Raw genomic sequence first — 16089 nt, forward strand, 5'->3', positions numbered from 1 at the left:
GAACGGGGCACGACCGGCAGCAGTGGCTGCAATGATTTCCAAAGCTTCTGGCTGACAATACTTCGCTTCATGCCAGCCAGATGGGGGCTCGCTCCCGTGGCATCAATATGGTTTTGTTAGCGGCTCTTAGTCTTGCTAGGGGGTGGAAAAACAGCCAAGTATTTGAATGTGCGTTGGTTTTTAGATTATGCAGGATTGGGTAATGCATCTTTCCTTGTACTCTCTGGCTAGTGCAATAACATTCAAGCAAGGACTCGCCGTGGTCCGCAGGCAACGATAAATATAATTTACCTCGGAGGTGGTCATGGCAAACGCGATGTTGGCTTCAATTGCCGAGTTGGACGATCGCATGGTGGTTTTCATCAACACCTATATGCATCGGAGTCCGCAGTTCGACCATTTTCTGGCTTGGGCGATGAACGCCCCGATCATCAAGTTCTTGCCTATTGTCTTGGCCATCTGCTGGGTGTGGTTTGCCGGCGCGACTGGCGAGTCTGGGCGCAGGAAAATACTGGCGGGGATACTGGTTGGGTTGGCCGCGTTGTTCCTGACCCGCATCATGGCGACGGCCTTGCCGTTCCGGACGCGACCCTATACCAACCCTGACCTTCACTTTGTCACCGACATGGTCGGTGCGATGCGGACGTGGAGTTCTTTTCCAAGCGATCATGCCGGACTGGCATTTGCATTGGCGGCCACCCTTTTTCGGGTATCACCGTTACTTGGCATTTGGGCGTTTATTCATTCGATCCTGTTTGTCTGTTTTCCCCGCTTTTATTTTGGCATGCACTACCCGTCTGATTTATTGGCCGGTGCGCTGGTGGGTTTGTTGTCCATTGTCTTGTACGCCAAGCTAGATCCACAAGGCCGCATGGTCAAACCACTGCTCGCCATTGAGCGAGCAATCCCGAAGTTTTTCTACACGGCCGGGTTTTTCCTGCTGTTCGAGATTGCAGAAATGTTCGACAGCCTGCGCTTGGTCGCGAGCGCGTTGTTCAAGAGCCTCGGGCACTGAGCGTTGCCCGGCAGGTAACCTCAGCCTTTCCGCCAAACGGCAGGGTTGCTTGGTCTTGTCTGTTCCTCCGGTTTTCGCTGTGCCCGCCGAAGGAGGATCTTGTCTGAAGAGACGCTGCCTGTTGTGGCGGCCGTGCGCCATTGCCTATCTTAAGCTCTGTTTAATCCGAACCTGTTCCAATAGCAGGCTGTTGCGCATGGCTGCCACCTGTCTTGCCCTGAAGCAAGCGCGGTTCGCGTGCCGTGCGGTAAGCTCGCCAAAGGACAAGGAGGACAAGGGATGCGGATATTGCTGGCGGAAGACGACGCGCTGATCGGGGACGGACTGCAGACAGGCCTCAGGGCACTGGGGTTCAACGTGGACTGGTTCCGCGACGGGCGTGAGGCGCAGCAGGCGCTGTCGGCTGCGGCGTACGACGCGGTGGTGCTCGATTTGGGCCTGCCCGGCGCCGACGGGCTGGATGTGCTCGCGGCCTGGCGGCGCGCCGGGCGCAGCGAGCCCGTGCTTGTGCTGACCGCGCGCGATGCGCTCGCCGACCGGGTGGGGGGCCTGGACGCCGGTGCTGACGATTATCTTGCCAAGCCGTTTGCGCTGGCCGAGGTCGCTGCGCGCCTGCGCGCGCTGATCCGCCGCCACCACGGCCAGGCGTCGCCGACCATGAGCGTCGGCGAAATCTGCCTCGATCCGGTCGCGCGCAAGGTGACGCTCACAGGGCAGGCGGTCGAATTGACCGCGCGCGAGTTCGAGCTGCTCGAGCTTCTGATGGCGAGCCGCGGCCGGGTGCTGACCAAGGAGCTGATCGAAGAGAAGTTGTACGGCTGGAGCCGCGACGTCGAGAGCAACACGGTTGAAGTGCACGTGCACCACCTGCGCAAGAAGCTGGGCAGCGCGCTGATCCGTACCGTGCGCGGCGTCGGCTACACGCTGGGAGAACCGGGATGAGGCGGGTGCGCAGCCTGCGCGTGCAGGTGATGCTGACGGTCGCGCTGGCGGTCACCCTGTTGTGGGGCTTGAGCGCCGGCATCGCGTGGTGGCAGGTGCGTCACGAGATCGACGAGCTGTTCGACACCCAGCAGATGCAGTTCGCCCGCCAGCTGCTCGCCGCCGACCTGCACGACTTCGACGACGACAGCGCGCGCCTGCCGCAGGGGCGCGAGCTGTTGCCCAAGTCGCTGCCCAAGGCGCGGCGCGGCAGCCTGGAGGACGACGCGCTGTCGTTTGCGGTGTGGAGCGAAGACGGCGAGCCGCTGTTCGCCGACGGTGGCAAGCACCGGCTGCCGCCGCCGGATGGCCGGTACGGCTTTTACGACGCCCGCCTGGACGGCGAGCCGTGGCGGGTGTTGTACCTGGCCTTGCCCGACGGCCACCGCACTGCGGTGGTCGGCCAGGCGCTCGAGTTCCGCGACGAGGTGGCCAGCGAAGTGCTCGCCGCGCAGTTGTTGCCGTGGCTGGTCGCGCTGCCGCTGCTGCTGCTGGCCGTCTGGCTGACGCTCAGCCGCCGGCTCTCGCCGCTGGGCCGGCTGGCCGGCCAGTTGCGCGCGCGTCGGCTGGACGACGCGACGCCTTTGCAGGCGACGCTGCCGTCCGAGGTGCAGCCGATGCTCGACGCGATCAACGCGCTGACCGGGCGCATGGCCGATACGCTGACCCGCGAGCGCCGCTTCACGGCGGATGCCGCGCACGAGTTGCGCACGCCGCTGGCCGCGCTCAAGGTACAGGCCGAGGTTGCCGCGTTGCCCTTGCCAGACGCCGACCGCGCGCGCGCGCTGTCGCAACTGGACGCCGGCATCGACCGCGCGACGCGCCTCGTCAACCAGCTGCTCGCGCTGACCCGGCTCGACCCGCTGTCCGGGCCGGCCGACGCGCAAGCCGTCGACTGGGCGCGGGTGGCCGCGCAGGTGAAGACGGACGCCGCGCCGTTCGCCGCTGCGCGCGGCGTGTGTCTCACGGTGAGTGGCGACGCGGCGCATGCCTTGCCGCTGACGGGCGACGAGACGCTGCTCGCGCTGATGCTGCGCAACCTCGCCGACAACGCGGTGCGCTACAGCCAGGCGGAGGGCGGCGAAGTCGAGCTTGTGCTCGCGCCGGACGCGGTCAGCGTGCTCGACAACGGGCCGGGCATCGCGCCCGAGCTGTTGCCGCGTATCCGCGAGCGTTTTTTCCGGCCGGCCGGCCAGACCGAGACCGGCAGCGGGCTGGGGCTGTCGATTGTCGAGCGGGTCGCCCAGTTGCACGGGCTGAGGCTACTGCTTGAAAACCGCGCCGAAGGCGGGTTGGCTGCGCGCATCGTGCGTGTTTGATTAGGAGGGGGCAGCACAACGGCCGGCGCAGCGCGCCGGCCGTTCGCATTTCAGGTCAGGGCAGGTGGCGGCGGATCAGCGCGAGCTTGCCGGCGAGCGCCTTGTCGATGAGCGCCGGGCAGGCGAGGTTGAGGCGGGCGAACAGCTTCTCCGGCCAGCCCAGGTAATGGCGGCCGCTGCGGCCCGCATCCAGTGCGGCGAGCACCGCCTGCGCGACGACAGCCGGGCTGTCGCTGTGGTTGCCCATCGCGCCGTTCAGCGCGTTGACTTCGGCGCTGTTGAGCGCGGTGTCGGTCGCGCGTGGCGCGAGGTAGTGCACGCAGAGACCGCGGTCGGCGAACTCGCGGCGCAGCGCCTCGCTGAAGCCGTAGATGCCGAACTTGCTCGCCGAGTAGACCGCGTGGCCGGGGAAGGCGAGGCTGCCGAAGGTCGAGCCGATATTGACGAGGTCGGCGCCGCGCTTGGCCAGCAGTTGCGGCAGCAGCGCGCGGGTCAGCTGCATGGTCGCGGTCAGGTTGGCGGTGACGACGTCCGCGATCGCGTTCTCGTCCATCCGCTCGAACGCGGCGAAGCAGCCGACGCCGGCGACGTTGACGAGCCCGTCGACGCCGCCGGCGTCGGCGCAGGCCGTTACCAGCGCCGCGCGGCCGTCTGCGCGGGTCAGGTCGCTGGCGACCCATACCGCGTCGGCCGACGCGGGCAGTTTTTTCGCGAGGGCTGCCAGGCGCGCGCCGTCGCGGCCGGCCAGTACCAGCCGGTGGCCGCGTGCGGCCAGCGCCTCGGCGATCGCGCCGCCGATGCCGCCGCTGGCGCCGGTGACGACGAAGGTGCGGGCGCTCATGCGAATTCCCTTTCCAGCGCGCAAGCCTGTACGGGGTCGACCGAGCGCAAGGTGTCGCCGAACAGGCGGTAGAACATGCGCGCCGAATGGATGATGCGCGCTTGGTCGGCCGGGCTGTCGATGCGGTTCATCAGCCGCTCGAAGAACACGATGTGCTCCATGTCGAGCGCGCCGTGCGAGCGCAGGTAGCTGAACGCGCTGTCGGGCAGGCCGGTCGACTGCTGGATCGCGTCGGCGGCGGCGCTGGCGACGCCGACGCTGGTACCCTCGAGCACCAGCACCATGCCGAAGAAGCCGACCGGGTCGACCCGGCTCACCAGGTCCCACGCGTAGGCGACCATCAGCTCGGTCTCGGGGTTCGGCCGCGAGCGGCGCGCCTTTTCCTTGTCGTAGCCGCAGGCGGCGATGTCGTTCAGCACCCACTCGTGGTGGCCGGTTTCTTCCTCGATATATTCGGCGATTGCCTCGCGCAGCCACTCCTGTTCGTCAGAGAGGCGCGCGCCGGTCTGCATCAGCAGCGGCACCGTGTGCTTCACATGGTGGAAGGCCTGCGTGAGGTAGGCCGCGTAGCTCGGCACGTCCATGCGCCCAGCGAGTGCGTCGCCGATCAGCGGGGCGGTGAGCATCGATGTGCGCGCGTCGGCGGTCTCGGCCATCAGTCTTTGGTGGAAGGTCATCCTTGTTCTCCTTGGCAGGGCCCGGTCGCAGGCGCGCCGGCCCAGTGTTCGGCGATGCGGCCGCGGCGCGGCCGGCCGTTTTCGGTCATGAATTCGCCGCCGGGCAACAGCGGCGCGTCAAGGCGGATCAGGCGCGCGACGCGCGCGTAGTCGGGTAGCGCGGCGTTGGCGTGCGCGAGCGTTTCGGCGAGCGCGTCGTCGCTGGCGCCCGGCGCGAACGCCAGCGCAAACAGCGCAGGCTCGCCCTCGCCGAGCACCACGCACTGGCGGATGCGTCCGTCGGCGCACAGTTCGCTCTCAACCCACTCGGGCGACACGTTGCGGCCGAACGCGGTGATCAGCACATGCTTGCGCCGCCCGGCGACGTGGACGAAACCGTCGGCGTCGGCATGGACCAGGTCGCCGCTGGCGACGCGGCGGCTGAAGCTTGCATCGTCGCCCAGGTAGCCGGTCGGCGCGGGCAGTTCGATCACCAGCTCGCCGTTTTCTATATGGGTGCGCACATGCGGCAGCGGCCGGCCGACGCTGCCCGGGCGGTCGGCGTGTGGGGTATTCAGGCAGACCACCGAGCCGCATTCGCTCAGGCCGTAGCCCTCGTACACCGGCAGGGCCGCGGCGCGGGCCGTCTCGACCAGCGCCGGCGCGACGCGCGCGCCGCCGACGGCGACAAACTGCAGCGACGCGGGCGGAACCCAGCCTGCCTGCGTGGCGGCGACCAGCTCGGTGAGGATTTGCGGCACGCTGATGACGCTCGCCGGCGCGTGCCGGCTGATCGCCGCGCACAGCGCCTGCCGATCCAGGCCGCTGCTGCCGGTGAGGCCGACTTCGGCGAGCGCGGGCAACACGCAGCGCGCGCCGACCAGCAGCGCGCGATAGAGGCCGGCGACGTTCTCGAGCAGGGTGGACAAGGGCAGCAGGGCGAGGTGACTGGTGAGCGCCCCGCCGCCGGTCGCCTCCGCCAGTGCGTTGGCGGTGGCCAGCAGCAGGCCTTGCTCGAGGCACACCCCCTTGGGCGACCCGGTGGTGCCCGAGGTGTAGGTGAGCTTGGCGGTGCTGGCCGGGCAGCGGGCAGCGGCGGTGGGCGCGAGCCGTTCCAGCGTCAGCGACAGGCAGCCGGGCAACGGCGTTTCGCCCGGCCGGCAGGGGCGCAGCAGCGTGTCGGCGCCGGCATCAAGGAGTGCGTGCGCGCGCTGCGCGGGGCTGAAAAAGAGCGGCAGCGGCAGCAGGCTGGCGCCGCAGGCGAGCGCGGCGAGGTCGGCCACCGCCCAGTCGCTGCCGTTGTCGGCGGCGAGCGCGACCACCCGGCAGCCGCTCAGCGCCGCCGCCGCACGGGCGACTTCATGCGCGAGCGCCTCACCGGTGAGCGCGCGTACGCCATCGTCGACCAGCACCCTGTCAGCGTGGCGCTCGAACGAGGCAGCGAGTGCGTCCCATAGCGGCGTCTTCATCGTGCACCAGCCTTCAGGCAACGGGCGAAGGCCTGCGCCGCTTCTACGCGGGCGAACCAGTCGGCATCGGCGGCGTGCTGGCGGGCCAGTTGTGCGTAGGAAGGGGTGATCAGCCCCAGCGTCACCTGCGGCGCTTCGTCGTAATAGCGGCCCCAGCGTTGTTGCTGGTCGGGTGGCAAGCGCGCGGGGTCGGCCGGCAGCAGCGCCCGGGTGTGCAGGCCCATATGCGTGAGCAGCCGGTTCAGCCGCGCGCTGGCGGTGAACATCACGTAGGGGCGGCCAGCGGCGGCGAGGGTGGCGACCAGCGTGCGGATCAGTCCCTGCGCGTGGCGGCCGTGCGCGGCGAGGTTGCCGATTTCGGTGATTTCCTGGCGGGCGACCGGACGGCCGAGCGCGCCGGCGAGCACCTGCTCGGCGGGTTGTGCCAGGTAATGCTCGAGGTAGAGCGCACCGGTCTCTGCCGCGCGCAGGCCCAGCACCGCGTGCGGCGTGTCGCCGTCGAACTCGCCGATCAGCCAGGGTAGGAAGTGGTCGGGGCGGGCGTCGTAGTGGCGCTCGAAGGTCGCTGCGACAAAGCCGGACAGCAGCGCGTAGGATGCGTCGTCGCGGCGGGTCAGGCGGCTCGCCGAGGTCGGCGTACAGACGGGTAGGGCGCTCATGCGGAACTCCGCGTCAGGATCATGACCAGAGCGTAGATCCCGCAGCTTAAGCGATGCTTAAGGGATGGCCTGCTGGCTGCCTGCGACAATCGGTCGCATGGTGCCCGCCGGCCGTTTGCGGCAAGCTGTACCTATCCAAGGTGCTGGGCCCTGCATAGATGCAGGGCCATTTTTTTTGCGCGTGCCGGGCGCGGACGCTGCCGGATGCATAGGCTGTAGTGATTCACTGCTACACAGGGAGAAGACGATGGCACGCAATTTCTGGTGGGGCGCGCTGGCCTGTCTCACGACGGCCAGGGCATTCGCCGCGGCGGCGTCGGACGTGGTCGAGAACACGCATGTGATCGCCGGCGCCGACGTGGGTGCGTCGGCGCCGGCGTTCTGGTCGCAGCCGGAGGGCGCGTGGAGCTGGTTCGGCGCGCCGCTGATTGGCGTCGCCGCGGTGGTCGTGCTCTATCTGATCTGGCAGCGTCGCCGCCGTTAGGGCGGGCTTACCAGCGGCCCTGCACCTGCAGCCACAGCGTGCGGCCGGGCTCGTTCACCTGCAGGGTCTGCTGGTAGCCGGTGACCATCGCGCCGGCCTTGCTCAGGTGCTCGGCGTAGGCGCGGTCGAACAGGTTGTCGACGCCGGCCGACAGCAGGAGGGCGTCGTTCAGCCGGTAGGCGGCCTTCAGCCCCACCGTCGCGAAGCCGCCGGTCTCGCCCAGGTCGGTGCCGACGATATTGCCCTGCCCCGGTGCGGCCCGGCCCTGGCGGGCGACGCCGCGCACATGGGCAGCCAGCGCCAGCCTGTCGTTTTCCCAGCCCAGCGTCAGCAGGCCTTCCAGCGGCGGCGTCTGCGCGAGGGCCTTGCCGTCGGTGCGGTTCTCGCCCCACGCGTAGGCGAGCGTGGCGCCAGCGTGCCAGTTCGGCGCGAAGCGCCAGTTGGCGTCGGCCTCGAAGCCTGCGCGGCGGGCGTCGACGTTGCGCGCGCTGCCAGAGCTTCCTCCCACCGAGCCGCCGGGCTGCGCCGAGCTGATCAGGATGAAGTTCTCGACGCGTGACAGGTAGCCGGAGACGGACGCTTCAAGCGCGCCGTTCCTGTACAGCGTGCCGAAGTCGAGCTCGGTATTGCCCTCCTTCTTAAGGCTGGCGCCGCCTTGCTTGGCACGTTCCCAGAAGTCCGGCGCGCGCTGGGCGAGGCCCAGGCCGACATAAGGCGTCCACGCGCCCTGCTTGCTTTCCAGCCGGATAAAGCCCGAGGTCAGGTGGTAGCGCTGCTCGCTATTGCGCAAGGCAGCGTTGCCGAAGCCCGTGTCGTAGCGCGCGTCGACCCGGTCGTGGCGCAGGCCGGCGACCAGTTGTTCGCTGCCGGTCAGCGGCAGCTTGCCCTCGGCGAACACGCCGGCGCTGTCGAAGCTCTGGTCGGGTGAGCGCGGCTTGCTGGCGTAATCGACGCCGCCGCGGAAGGTATGGTCGTCCTGCAGCCAGTCGGCGCCGACGGTCAGTTCGGCACTGGCGAGCTTGAGGTCGGCGGCGACGCGCGCGCTGTCGGTGGTGCGGTCGGGATTGCTCAGCATCTTCATGCCCGGTTGCGGACGCAGGCTGAAGTTGTCCATCACGTGATCGACGTAGCTGTGGCCGTATTCGGCGCGCAGCGCAGTCAGCCACGGCGCGAGATTGCGCCGCTCGGCCTTGATCCCCCACGCGTCGCGGTCGAAGACGCTGCCGTCCATCGAACGGTCGGCGTACGCAGCCTCGCCGCGGCTGCGGTCGGCGGACAGCTCGATGGTGGTGTCGGCGTCCGGCGTGAAGCCGGCGATCGCGGTCGCGCTGTGGCGGTCGAACGCCGAATGCACCTTCTCCCCGTTGCCGTCCTTGTAGTCGCCGCCGTGCGCCTGGGTGCCGATCGCGCGCAGATAACCCAGTTGGCTGCCGACGGTCGCGTCCAGCCACGCGTCGTTGCGGTCGAAGCTGCCGCCGGTCGCCGACAGGTTCAGCCGGGTGCCGGCCGTAGCAAACGGTTCGGTCTTGCGTTCGAAATTGACGGCGCCGCTGACCAGCCCCATGCCGTATTTGACCGACTGCGGACCCTTGATGACCTCGACTAGGTCGTACGCGCTAGGAACGATGTACGCGGTCGGCGGGTCCATGCGCCCGCCGCAACCGCCGTACAGGAAGTGGCCATCGGCCTGCACCGCCAGGCGCGAGCCGCCCAGGCCGCGCAGCAGCGGGTCGGACGACGCACCACCCTTGCGGATACTGCTCATGCCGGGGATGGTCTTCAGGAAGTCGGCCGCGTCGGCGGCGGCAACCGGACGGCGCGGCGCCTGCGGGTCGGCGGTGACGACGAGCGGACTGACGGTGCGGGCGCCGGTGACGACGATCTCGTCAAGCAGCACGGCGGCAGGGTCGGCCGCCCACGCGGAAGAAAGGGCGAGGGCGAGCGGCAGCAGGGCGAGCGGGCGGCAGGACATCAAGGCTCCGTAGGGTGATGGGATCGGCCGCCACATTAATGCCCTTTGCATCCTGTGGGAATGCGACCGAATGTCGCAGGGGCATGCTTCATCCTGGTGCAGCAATGCAACACTCTGGTGCAGCGGGTGTTATCCACATAATTTGTATGTCATTTTTATGACAGAATTGATTTTGCTGCATTGCGCAAATCAAACGAGGTGTCGAAATGAGAAAAAGCCTTTCCATCAGCGCCAGGCTCTACGGGCAATCGCTGGTCTTGCTCGCGGCCATGCTGCTCGCCGGGGTATTGGGCCTGCTGGCGTTGAAGGACGCCAACCAGGCGCTGGCGAGCGTGTACGAGGACCGTACCGTGCCGCTGGTCGATCTGGGGGAGATCCGGGGCAACCTCGAGCAGATGCTGGTCAAGTCCTACATCGTGCTGGACGAGTACGAGCGGGGGAATTTCGCCGCGATCGCGGGTGTTGACGCCGAGATCGGCAAGTCGCTCGGCGAGAACGCCGAGTTGTGGAAAAAATACACGGCGACCCGCTTGACCGACGAGGAGGCGGGGCTGGTCAAACGGTACGAGGCGCTGACCCAGGCGCGTCTGCCGGTGCTGGAGAAGCTGCGTGCCGGCGCGCGACAGCCGGGGACGGAACTGGCTACGCTCGAAGCCCTGCAGGTCGATTACGACCGCAGGGCGGACGAGGCCTTGCAGGTACTCGGCGAACTGGTGTTGCTGCAGGCGCGGGTGGCCGCCGAGGCGCGTGCTGCCGCGCAGGCAGATTACGAGCGCACGCTGCTGCTGCTCTCGGGCTTGCTGCTCGCGAGCGTGGCCGGCGGCCTGCTGTACACCTTCCTTAACGTGCGCTCGGTGGCTGCCCCGCTGGAGGCGGTTGGGCAGGTGATCGAGGCGGCCAGCCTGCGCGGCGACTTTCGGCAGCGGGTCAAGGTTGCGCACAATGACGAGGTCGGCCGCATGGCGCATGCCTTCAACGGCCTGCTGGACAGCCTGGCGGTAACCTTCCGCGACTTGGGCGGCGAGGTGGCCGGCTTCCGCAAGCTTGCCGCCGAGGTGTCTGCGTCGGCGACGCAGGTGGCGGCCGTGTCCGAGCAGTCCAGCCAGGCGTCGGTGGCGATGGCTGCGACCGTCGAGCAGATGATGGTCGCGGTGCAGCAGATTACCGACAACGCGCAGCAGGCGAACCTGCAGACCCGGAAGGCGCGCGAGGGCGCGGGCAACGGCGAGGCGGTGGTCAGGCAGACGGTCGGCCAGATCGGCGAGGTCGCCGGCAGCGTCGAGGCCGGCGCGGCCGAGGTGGAACTGCTGAACGAGCAGGCGCAGAAGATTTCTTCGGTGGTGCAGGTGATCCGCGACATCGCCGACCAGACCAACCTGTTGGCGCTGAACGCGGCGATCGAGGCGGCACGCGCCGGCGAGCAGGGGCGCGGTTTCGCGGTGGTCGCTGACGAGGTGAGGAAACTGGCCGAGCGCACCAGCCTGTCGACCGGCGAGATCAGCGGCCTGCTCGGCGAAGTGAGCAGCGGCACGCAGCAGGCGGTCGCATCGATGCAGAAGACGGTCGGTCAAGTCACGCAGAGCGTCGCGCGCGCGCGCGAGGCGCAAGACGCGATCGGCGAGGTGCACGGCAACGCCGAGCAGATCCTCGAGCAGGTCGAGGGGATCAGCCTTGCGCTGTCCGAGCAAAGCGCCGCCAACCAGGCGATCGCGCAGAAGGTCGAGACGGTCGCGCAGGCGGCCGAGGAAAACAGCCGGGTCGTCCGTCAGGTGGCCGGCGCGGCGGGCGAGGTGAGCAGCGCGGCCGAGCGCATGCACGCGGCGCTGGCGCGCTTCAGCGTTTAAGCGCCAGCCCGAAGCCGGTCGCGAGCGCGCTAGGGCTTGCGCGGCTCCGCCAGCAGCAGGCGGATGTCGTGCGCGAGGGTGGCCGACGGCGTGCCGTAAGGCTCGTACGCGCGCACGCGCCCTGCTGTGTCGAGCAGGTAGGAGCCGGCGCTGTGGTCGACCAGGTAGCCGCCGCCTTCGGTCGGCTGCACGGTCGACACCACGCGGTAGCGGCGGGCCACGTCGGTAAGCGCCGTCTTGTCGCCGGTCAGCCCGGCGAAGCGGCGGTCGAAGTGCGGCACGTAGCCTGCGAGCACCTCGGGCGTGTCGCGGCCGGGGTCGACCGAGACGAATAGCACCTGCACCGCGTCGGCGTCGGCGCCCAGCGTTTTCATCGCGCCGGCGTATTCGAGCATCGTCGTCGGGCAGATATCCGGGCAGTGGGTGTAGCCGAAGAACAGCGCGACTACCTTGCCCTGGTAGTCGGCGAGCGAGACCGCCGTGCCGTCGTGGCGGGTGAGGGTGAAGTCGCCGCCGATCTGCTCCTGGCTGACATCGCTGCCCTTGAAGGGCAGTGCGGCGGGCGCGGAGGGCTGGCAGGCGGCCAGCATGAGGGCGAGCGAGCAGGCGATCAGGAAACGCAACATGGTGTTCAAGTGGGGAATGGGGTCAAGGCATCGATGATAAGCCAGCGCTATGGCATGGCGGCGCGACATATGGTCGCAGGGGGCTCTGCCGCGGTGCATGGTGCCCCGTCGTGGTGCAGGGTTATCAGCCAAACTTTGACGATGTCATCAGAAAATGTGATTGGAGCAAACACTCAGCCGTGATTAGTCTTGTGGCGTTGCAGCAAACAGAACGCCAAAGGGGAAAACAAGATGATGTTGCGCGGCCAGATGATGGACATGCCTCTGCTGATTTCGGACCTGCTCAAGCACGCCGAGACCTACCACGGCGACAGCGAGATCGTGTCGCGCACGGTCGAAGGCCCGATCCACCGCTACACCTACCGCGACGCGGCCAAGCGTTCGCGCCAGCTCGCCAACGCGCTGAAGGACTTGCAGGTGTCGATGGGCGAGCGCGTGGGTACGCTTGCCTGGAACGGCTACCGCCACTACGAGATCTACTACGCGGTCTCCGGCTCCGGCGCCGTCTGCCACACCGTCAACCCGCGCCTGTTCGCCGAGCAGATCAGCTACATCATCAACCACGCCGAAGACCAGGTGCTGTTCTTCGAGCTCTCCTTCCTGCCGCAGGTCGAGCAGATCGTCGGCGAACTGAAGACCGTCCGCCATTTCGTGCTGATGACCGACCGCGCCAACATGCCGCGCGAGACCAGCATCCCGAACCTGATCTGCTACGAAGACCTGGTCAACAGCCATAGCGACCAGCTGTCCTGGCCGCAGTTCGACGAGAACACCGCGTCCAGCCTGTGCTACACCTCGGGTACCACCGGCAACCCCAAGGGCGTGCTGTACTCGCACCGCTCGACCGTGCTGCACGCGTTCGCCAGCTCCTTGCCGGACAGCCTCGACATCTCGGCGCAAAGCGCGGTGATGCCGGTGGTGCCGATGTTCCACGTGAACGGCTGGGGCCTGCCGTACAGCTGCACCATGAACGGTGCCAAGCTGGTGTTGCCGGGGCCGAAGATGGACGGCGTCAACCTGTACGAGCTGATCGAGGAAGAGGGCGTGACCATGGCCGCCGGCGTGCCGACGGTATGGATGATGCTGTTGCAGCATTGCCAGCGTAACCACCTGAAGATCCACCCGCTCAAGCGCGTGATCATCGGCGGCTCGGCCGCGCCGGAGTCGATGATCGACCAGCTGGCCGAGCACGGCGCCGAAGTGCGCCAGTTGTGGGGCATGACTGAGCTGTCGCCGTGCGGCACCACCAGCACGCCCAAGTTCAAGCACAACGGCTGCGATACCCCGACGCTGCGCCACCTGCAGACCAAGCAGGGCCGCCCGATCTACGGCGTGCAGATCCGCATCGTCGACGATGAAGGCCAGCCGCTGCCGCACGACGGCAAGGCCTTCGGCAACCTGCAGGTCAAGGGGTCGTGGGTGCTGTCGCAGTATTACGGCCGCGACCTGGACGACAGCCACACCGCCGACGGCTGGTTCAATACCGGCGACGTGGTGAACATCGACACCGACGGCTACATGAAGATCACCGACCGCACCAAGGACGTGATCAAGTCCGGCGGCGAGTGGATCAGCTCGATCGAACTGGAAAACATCATGGTAGGCCACCCGGCCGTGCACGAAGCCGCCGCGATCGGCATCGTCCACCCGAAATGGGACGAGCGCCCGCTGATGGTGGTGGTATTGAAGGAAGGCGCGAGCGCGACCCGCGAAGAGCTGATCGGCTTCTTCGAAGGCAAGATCGCCAAGTGGTGGACGCCGGACGACGTCGCCTTCGTCGACGAGCTGCCGCATACCGCGACCGGCAAGCTGCAGAAGCTGAAGCTGCGTGAAATGTTCAAGGATTACCAGTGGTAAGACACTGGCCGGGCTGTGCGGAAGCGAAGTCATGATGTTCGCTTGAGAAAATAGAGCAATCGCGCTAAAGTATGATCCGCACAGAAACCCTCTGGTTTTTGTGGTGTTAGCCCCTCGAAGCATCCGGCCGGTCCGCCGGCAAGATGTTTCTTCCTCGTGTTGGCCCCTGCCGGTAACCCCGCAGGGGATTTTTTTTGCCTGAAGTTTTGTTTTGAGTAGAATGTATCCCGATTAGAATATATCTACATGATTTTCTTATAAAAAAGAAGCGGGCTATCTCAACCAAAAGGCGAAAAATGCATTCACTCAAGCACAAATTGCTGGCGGTCAGCGTGCTGTTGCTGGTCACGCTGGCGGCTACCTTGTATGGGGTGTCGTATTCCCAGATGCGTGAGGCGATGGTCGCCGCGGCCGACGGTGAAATCACCTCGACGGTCGACGGCGAGGCCGAGCTGGTCGGCAACTGGCTGCAGGAGCGGCAGCGCGTGGTGGCGGCGCTGGCCGGTGCCGCCGCGGCAGAGGCGCCGCTGTCCAAGTTCCAGCTGCTTGCCAAGAGCGGCGACTTCTACGTGACCTACGCCGCTTACGGCGACGGGCGCGTGTTGTTTTCCGACGAGTGGGTACCGCCGGCAGACTACCAGGCGAGTACCCGCGACTGGTTCAAGGCCGCGCGCGCCGCCGGCAAGCCGGTGGTGACCACGCCTTATGTCGACGGTGAAAGCGGGCGGATGATGGTGACCGTCGCGGCGCCGCTCCCGGATGGCGGGGTCGTCGGTGGCGACGTCTTCATCGACGCGCTGGTCAAGCAGTTGCAGGCGCGCGAGATCCGCGCCGATGGTTTCGCCTTCCTGGTCGGCAGGGACGGCACGCTGATCGCGCACCCGCAGGCGGAACTCGCCGGCAAGAAGCTGGAGAGCGTGGCAAGCGGCCTGAGTGCAGAGCGCCTGCAGCAGCTGGCCAGCGAACATGAGCCGGTGGTGTTCAAGTTCGGCGAGCGCAGCATGGCGGTCGGCGTGAAGGCGGTGCCGGGCAGCGACTGGCTGGTCGGCGTCGCGATGGACGAGGCCGAGCTCAACGCGCCGGTCTCCCGCCTGGGCTATACGCTTGCCGCGACCAGCGCCGCCATCCTCGCCGTCCTCCTGATTGTCGGCTCGCTGGTGATCGGCCGCATGCTGGGCGGGCTGCTGGTGCTGCGCGACGCGATGCGCGACATCTCGCAGGGCGACGCCGACCTCACCCGTGCGCTGCCGGTCAAGGGGCGGGACGAGATCGCCGAGACCGCTCGCGCGTTTAATACCTTTGTCGCCGGCCTGCGTTCCCTGTTCGGCAGCCTGCGCGGCGAAGCGGGGCAGGTCGCCGGCGGCGTGGCCGACTCCAGCCGCCTGGTCAGCGAAGTGGCGGCCGGCTCGCGTTCGTTGTCGGACGTCTCCAGCGCCAACGCGGCGACGCTCGAACAGATTACCGTCAGCATCGCGCAGATCGCCGACGGCGCGCAGCAGGCCGACCAGCTGGTGTGCACCACGCGCGGCGAGCTGGAAGAGAGCGCGCAAGGCATCCGCCGGCTGTGCGAGAACATGGAAGGCACGGCAGGGTCGGTGCGCGCGCTGGAGAACATGCTGGGCGTGTTGGGCACCCGTTCGCAGGAGATTTCCGGCATCACCGACGTGATCCGCGATATCGCCGACCAGACCAACCTGCTGGCGCTGAACGCAGCGATCGAGGCGGCGCGTGCCGGCGAACAGGGCCGCGGCTTCGCGGTGGTCGCCGACGAGGTGAGGAAGCTCGCCGAGCGCACCGCGCAGGCGACGCAGCAGATCGCCGGCATGGTCTCGACCATCCGCGACGAGACCGCGCAGGCGGTGGGCGACGTCAACCGCACCGTAGCGTCGGTCGAAGGCGGCGTCGCCGTGAGCCGCGAGGCGGCGACCCAGATCGAGCGCATCCGCCGCGCGATGGGCGAGGTGGTCGCCAAGATGGGCGAAATCAGCCACTCGACCAGCGAGCAGCAGGTGGCGACCACCCAGATCGCCCAGAGCACCGAGCAGATCAACGGCCAGGTGCTGGAGAACGACAGCCGGCTGCAGGACGTCAGCAGCGCGCTGACCAGCCTCGACACCGCCGCCCGCCGCATGGACGCCGAGTTCGGCCGCTTCCGCTTCTAGTTCCTGAACGCATGCACTGCAGGCAGCCCGTCCCTTTGTGGACGGGCTTTTTTGTGCGCGAGTGTCAGGGTGACGGCATGTAAGATACCGCGTGAAATCTATTTTTGATGCAGGCCAAGGTATGTCCATTAATTACTCATTATGATTAAGCGCTTATTTATGAACTTAATTTAATCAATCGGAATTGTGTGGCCAGCTTGCTGG

General features: G+C 67.3%; 13 protein-coding genes. 7 read left to right on the forward strand and 6 right to left on the reverse strand.

Annotated features, from left to right (window positions below; genetic code table 11):
- Nucleotides 1–304 precede the first annotated feature (304 nt).
- From GZH52_RS10400 to GZH52_RS10410, 3 genes are all read left to right on the forward strand, one after another.
- The gene (locus GZH52_RS10400; RefSeq protein WP_163316405.1) at nucleotides 305–1015 is read left to right on the forward strand and encodes a phosphatase PAP2 family protein; all 711 of its coding nucleotides are present in this window, start codon (nucleotides 305–307) and stop codon (nucleotides 1013–1015) included.
- 279 nt (nucleotides 1016–1294) lie between these two features.
- Nucleotides 1295–1957, forward strand: coding sequence for a winged helix-turn-helix domain-containing protein (locus GZH52_RS10405; protein ID WP_163316406.1), 663 nt, complete (start codon nucleotides 1295–1297; stop codon nucleotides 1955–1957).
- Complete coding sequence (locus GZH52_RS10410) at nucleotides 1954–3315, forward strand: ATP-binding protein (RefSeq protein ID WP_163316407.1); 1362 nt, start codon at nucleotides 1954–1956, stop codon at nucleotides 3313–3315. The genes GZH52_RS10405 and GZH52_RS10410 overlap by 4 nt, the downstream gene beginning before the upstream one ends.
- Before the next feature lie 55 nt (nucleotides 3316–3370).
- Here GZH52_RS10410 and GZH52_RS10415 read toward each other — a convergent pair whose 3' ends face one another.
- Genes GZH52_RS10415 through GZH52_RS10430 form a run of 4 tightly spaced genes read right to left on the reverse strand, consistent with a single transcriptional unit; the run spans nucleotide 3371 to nucleotide 6940 of the window.
- A complete protein-coding gene (locus tag GZH52_RS10415) occupies nucleotides 3371–4156 on the reverse strand; it encodes an SDR family oxidoreductase (RefSeq protein WP_163316408.1) in 786 nt (261 codons plus the stop codon).
- A complete protein-coding gene (locus tag GZH52_RS10420; protein WP_163316409.1) occupies nucleotides 4153–4833 on the reverse strand; it encodes an iron-containing redox enzyme family protein in 681 nt (226 codons plus the stop codon). Before GZH52_RS10420 ends, GZH52_RS10415 begins: the two co-directional genes overlap by 4 nt.
- The gene (locus tag GZH52_RS10425; protein ID WP_163316410.1) at nucleotides 4830–6281 is read right to left on the reverse strand and encodes an AMP-binding protein; all 1452 of its coding nucleotides are present in this window, start codon (nucleotides 6279–6281) and stop codon (nucleotides 4830–4832) included. The genes GZH52_RS10420 and GZH52_RS10425 overlap by 4 nt, the downstream gene beginning before the upstream one ends.
- Nucleotides 6278–6940 carry a thermostable hemolysin gene (locus GZH52_RS10430; protein ID WP_163316411.1) on the reverse strand — a complete coding sequence of 221 codons (663 nt, stop codon included), beginning with the start codon at nucleotides 6938–6940 and terminating at the stop codon, nucleotides 6278–6280. The genes GZH52_RS10425 and GZH52_RS10430 overlap by 4 nt, the downstream gene beginning before the upstream one ends.
- Before the next feature lie 247 nt (nucleotides 6941–7187).
- Here GZH52_RS10430 and GZH52_RS10435 point away from each other — a divergent pair, with 247 nt between their 5' ends.
- The gene (locus GZH52_RS10435; protein WP_163316412.1) at nucleotides 7188–7424 is read left to right on the forward strand and encodes a hypothetical protein; all 237 of its coding nucleotides are present in this window, start codon (nucleotides 7188–7190) and stop codon (nucleotides 7422–7424) included.
- A gap of 7 nt (nucleotides 7425–7431) precedes the next feature.
- Here GZH52_RS10435 and GZH52_RS10440 read toward each other — a convergent pair whose 3' ends face one another.
- On the reverse strand, nucleotides 7432–9396 hold the full coding sequence (locus tag GZH52_RS10440; protein WP_163316413.1) for a TonB-dependent copper receptor: 1965 nt from the start codon (nucleotides 9394–9396) through the stop codon (nucleotides 7432–7434).
- A 206-nt stretch (nucleotides 9397–9602) separates the two neighbouring features.
- Between GZH52_RS10440 and GZH52_RS10445 the strand changes: the two genes are divergently transcribed.
- The gene (locus tag GZH52_RS10445; RefSeq protein WP_163316414.1) at nucleotides 9603–11240 is read left to right on the forward strand and encodes a methyl-accepting chemotaxis protein; all 1638 of its coding nucleotides are present in this window, start codon (nucleotides 9603–9605) and stop codon (nucleotides 11238–11240) included.
- A gap of 29 nt (nucleotides 11241–11269) precedes the next feature.
- On the opposite strand, the gene GZH52_RS10450 is transcribed toward GZH52_RS10445, so the two are convergent.
- The gene (locus GZH52_RS10450; RefSeq protein ID WP_163316415.1) at nucleotides 11270–11866 is read right to left on the reverse strand and encodes an SCO family protein; all 597 of its coding nucleotides are present in this window, start codon (nucleotides 11864–11866) and stop codon (nucleotides 11270–11272) included.
- Nucleotides 11867–12097: 231 nt separating this feature from the next.
- Between GZH52_RS10450 and GZH52_RS10455 the strand changes: the two genes are divergently transcribed.
- Both GZH52_RS10455 and GZH52_RS10460 read left to right on the forward strand, forming a co-directional pair.
- Entirely contained in the window at nucleotides 12098–13723 is a 1626-nt protein-coding gene (locus GZH52_RS10455; RefSeq protein WP_163316416.1) for a 3-(methylthio)propionyl-CoA ligase, read from the forward strand.
- 296 nt (nucleotides 13724–14019) lie between these two features.
- Nucleotides 14020–15885 carry a methyl-accepting chemotaxis protein gene (locus GZH52_RS10460; protein WP_163316417.1) on the forward strand — a complete coding sequence of 622 codons (1866 nt, stop codon included), beginning with the start codon at nucleotides 14020–14022 and terminating at the stop codon, nucleotides 15883–15885.
- The last annotated feature ends 204 nt before the right edge of the window (nucleotides 15886–16089 follow it).

The sequence above is a fragment of the Crenobacter caeni genome, from assembly GCF_010435965.1.
In the GTDB taxonomy this organism is placed as follows: domain Bacteria; phylum Pseudomonadota; class Gammaproteobacteria; order Burkholderiales; family Chromobacteriaceae; genus Craterilacuibacter; species Craterilacuibacter caeni.

Excerpts from the sequence above, each read along its gene's own strand:
- GZH52_RS10400 (WP_163316405.1), top strand. The coding sequence starts at position 305 with ATGGCAAACGCGATGTTGGCTTCAATTGCCGAGTTGGACGATCGCATG.
- GZH52_RS10405 (WP_163316406.1), top strand. The coding sequence starts at position 1,295 with ATGCGGATATTGCTGGCGGAAGACGACGCGCTGATCGGGGACGGACTG.
- GZH52_RS10410 (WP_163316407.1), top strand. The coding sequence starts at position 1,954 with ATGAGGCGGGTGCGCAGCCTGCGCGTGCAGGTGATGCTGACGGTCGCG.
- GZH52_RS10415 (WP_163316408.1), bottom strand. The coding sequence starts at position 4,156 with ATGAGCGCCCGCACCTTCGTCGTCACCGGCGCCAGCGGCGGCATCGGC.
- GZH52_RS10420 (WP_163316409.1), bottom strand. The coding sequence starts at position 4,833 with ATGACCTTCCACCAAAGACTGATGGCCGAGACCGCCGACGCGCGCACA.
- GZH52_RS10425 (WP_163316410.1), bottom strand. The coding sequence starts at position 6,281 with ATGAAGACGCCGCTATGGGACGCACTCGCTGCCTCGTTCGAGCGCCAC.
- GZH52_RS10430 (WP_163316411.1), bottom strand. The coding sequence starts at position 6,940 with ATGAGCGCCCTACCCGTCTGTACGCCGACCTCGGCGAGCCGCCTGACC.
- GZH52_RS10435 (WP_163316412.1), top strand. The coding sequence starts at position 7,188 with ATGGCACGCAATTTCTGGTGGGGCGCGCTGGCCTGTCTCACGACGGCC.
- GZH52_RS10440 (WP_163316413.1), bottom strand. The coding sequence starts at position 9,396 with ATGTCCTGCCGCCCGCTCGCCCTGCTGCCGCTCGCCCTCGCCCTTTCT.
- GZH52_RS10445 (WP_163316414.1), top strand. The coding sequence starts at position 9,603 with ATGAGAAAAAGCCTTTCCATCAGCGCCAGGCTCTACGGGCAATCGCTG.
- GZH52_RS10450 (WP_163316415.1), bottom strand. The coding sequence starts at position 11,866 with ATGTTGCGTTTCCTGATCGCCTGCTCGCTCGCCCTCATGCTGGCCGCC.
- GZH52_RS10455 (WP_163316416.1), top strand. The coding sequence starts at position 12,098 with ATGATGTTGCGCGGCCAGATGATGGACATGCCTCTGCTGATTTCGGAC.
- GZH52_RS10460 (WP_163316417.1), top strand. The coding sequence starts at position 14,020 with ATGCATTCACTCAAGCACAAATTGCTGGCGGTCAGCGTGCTGTTGCTG.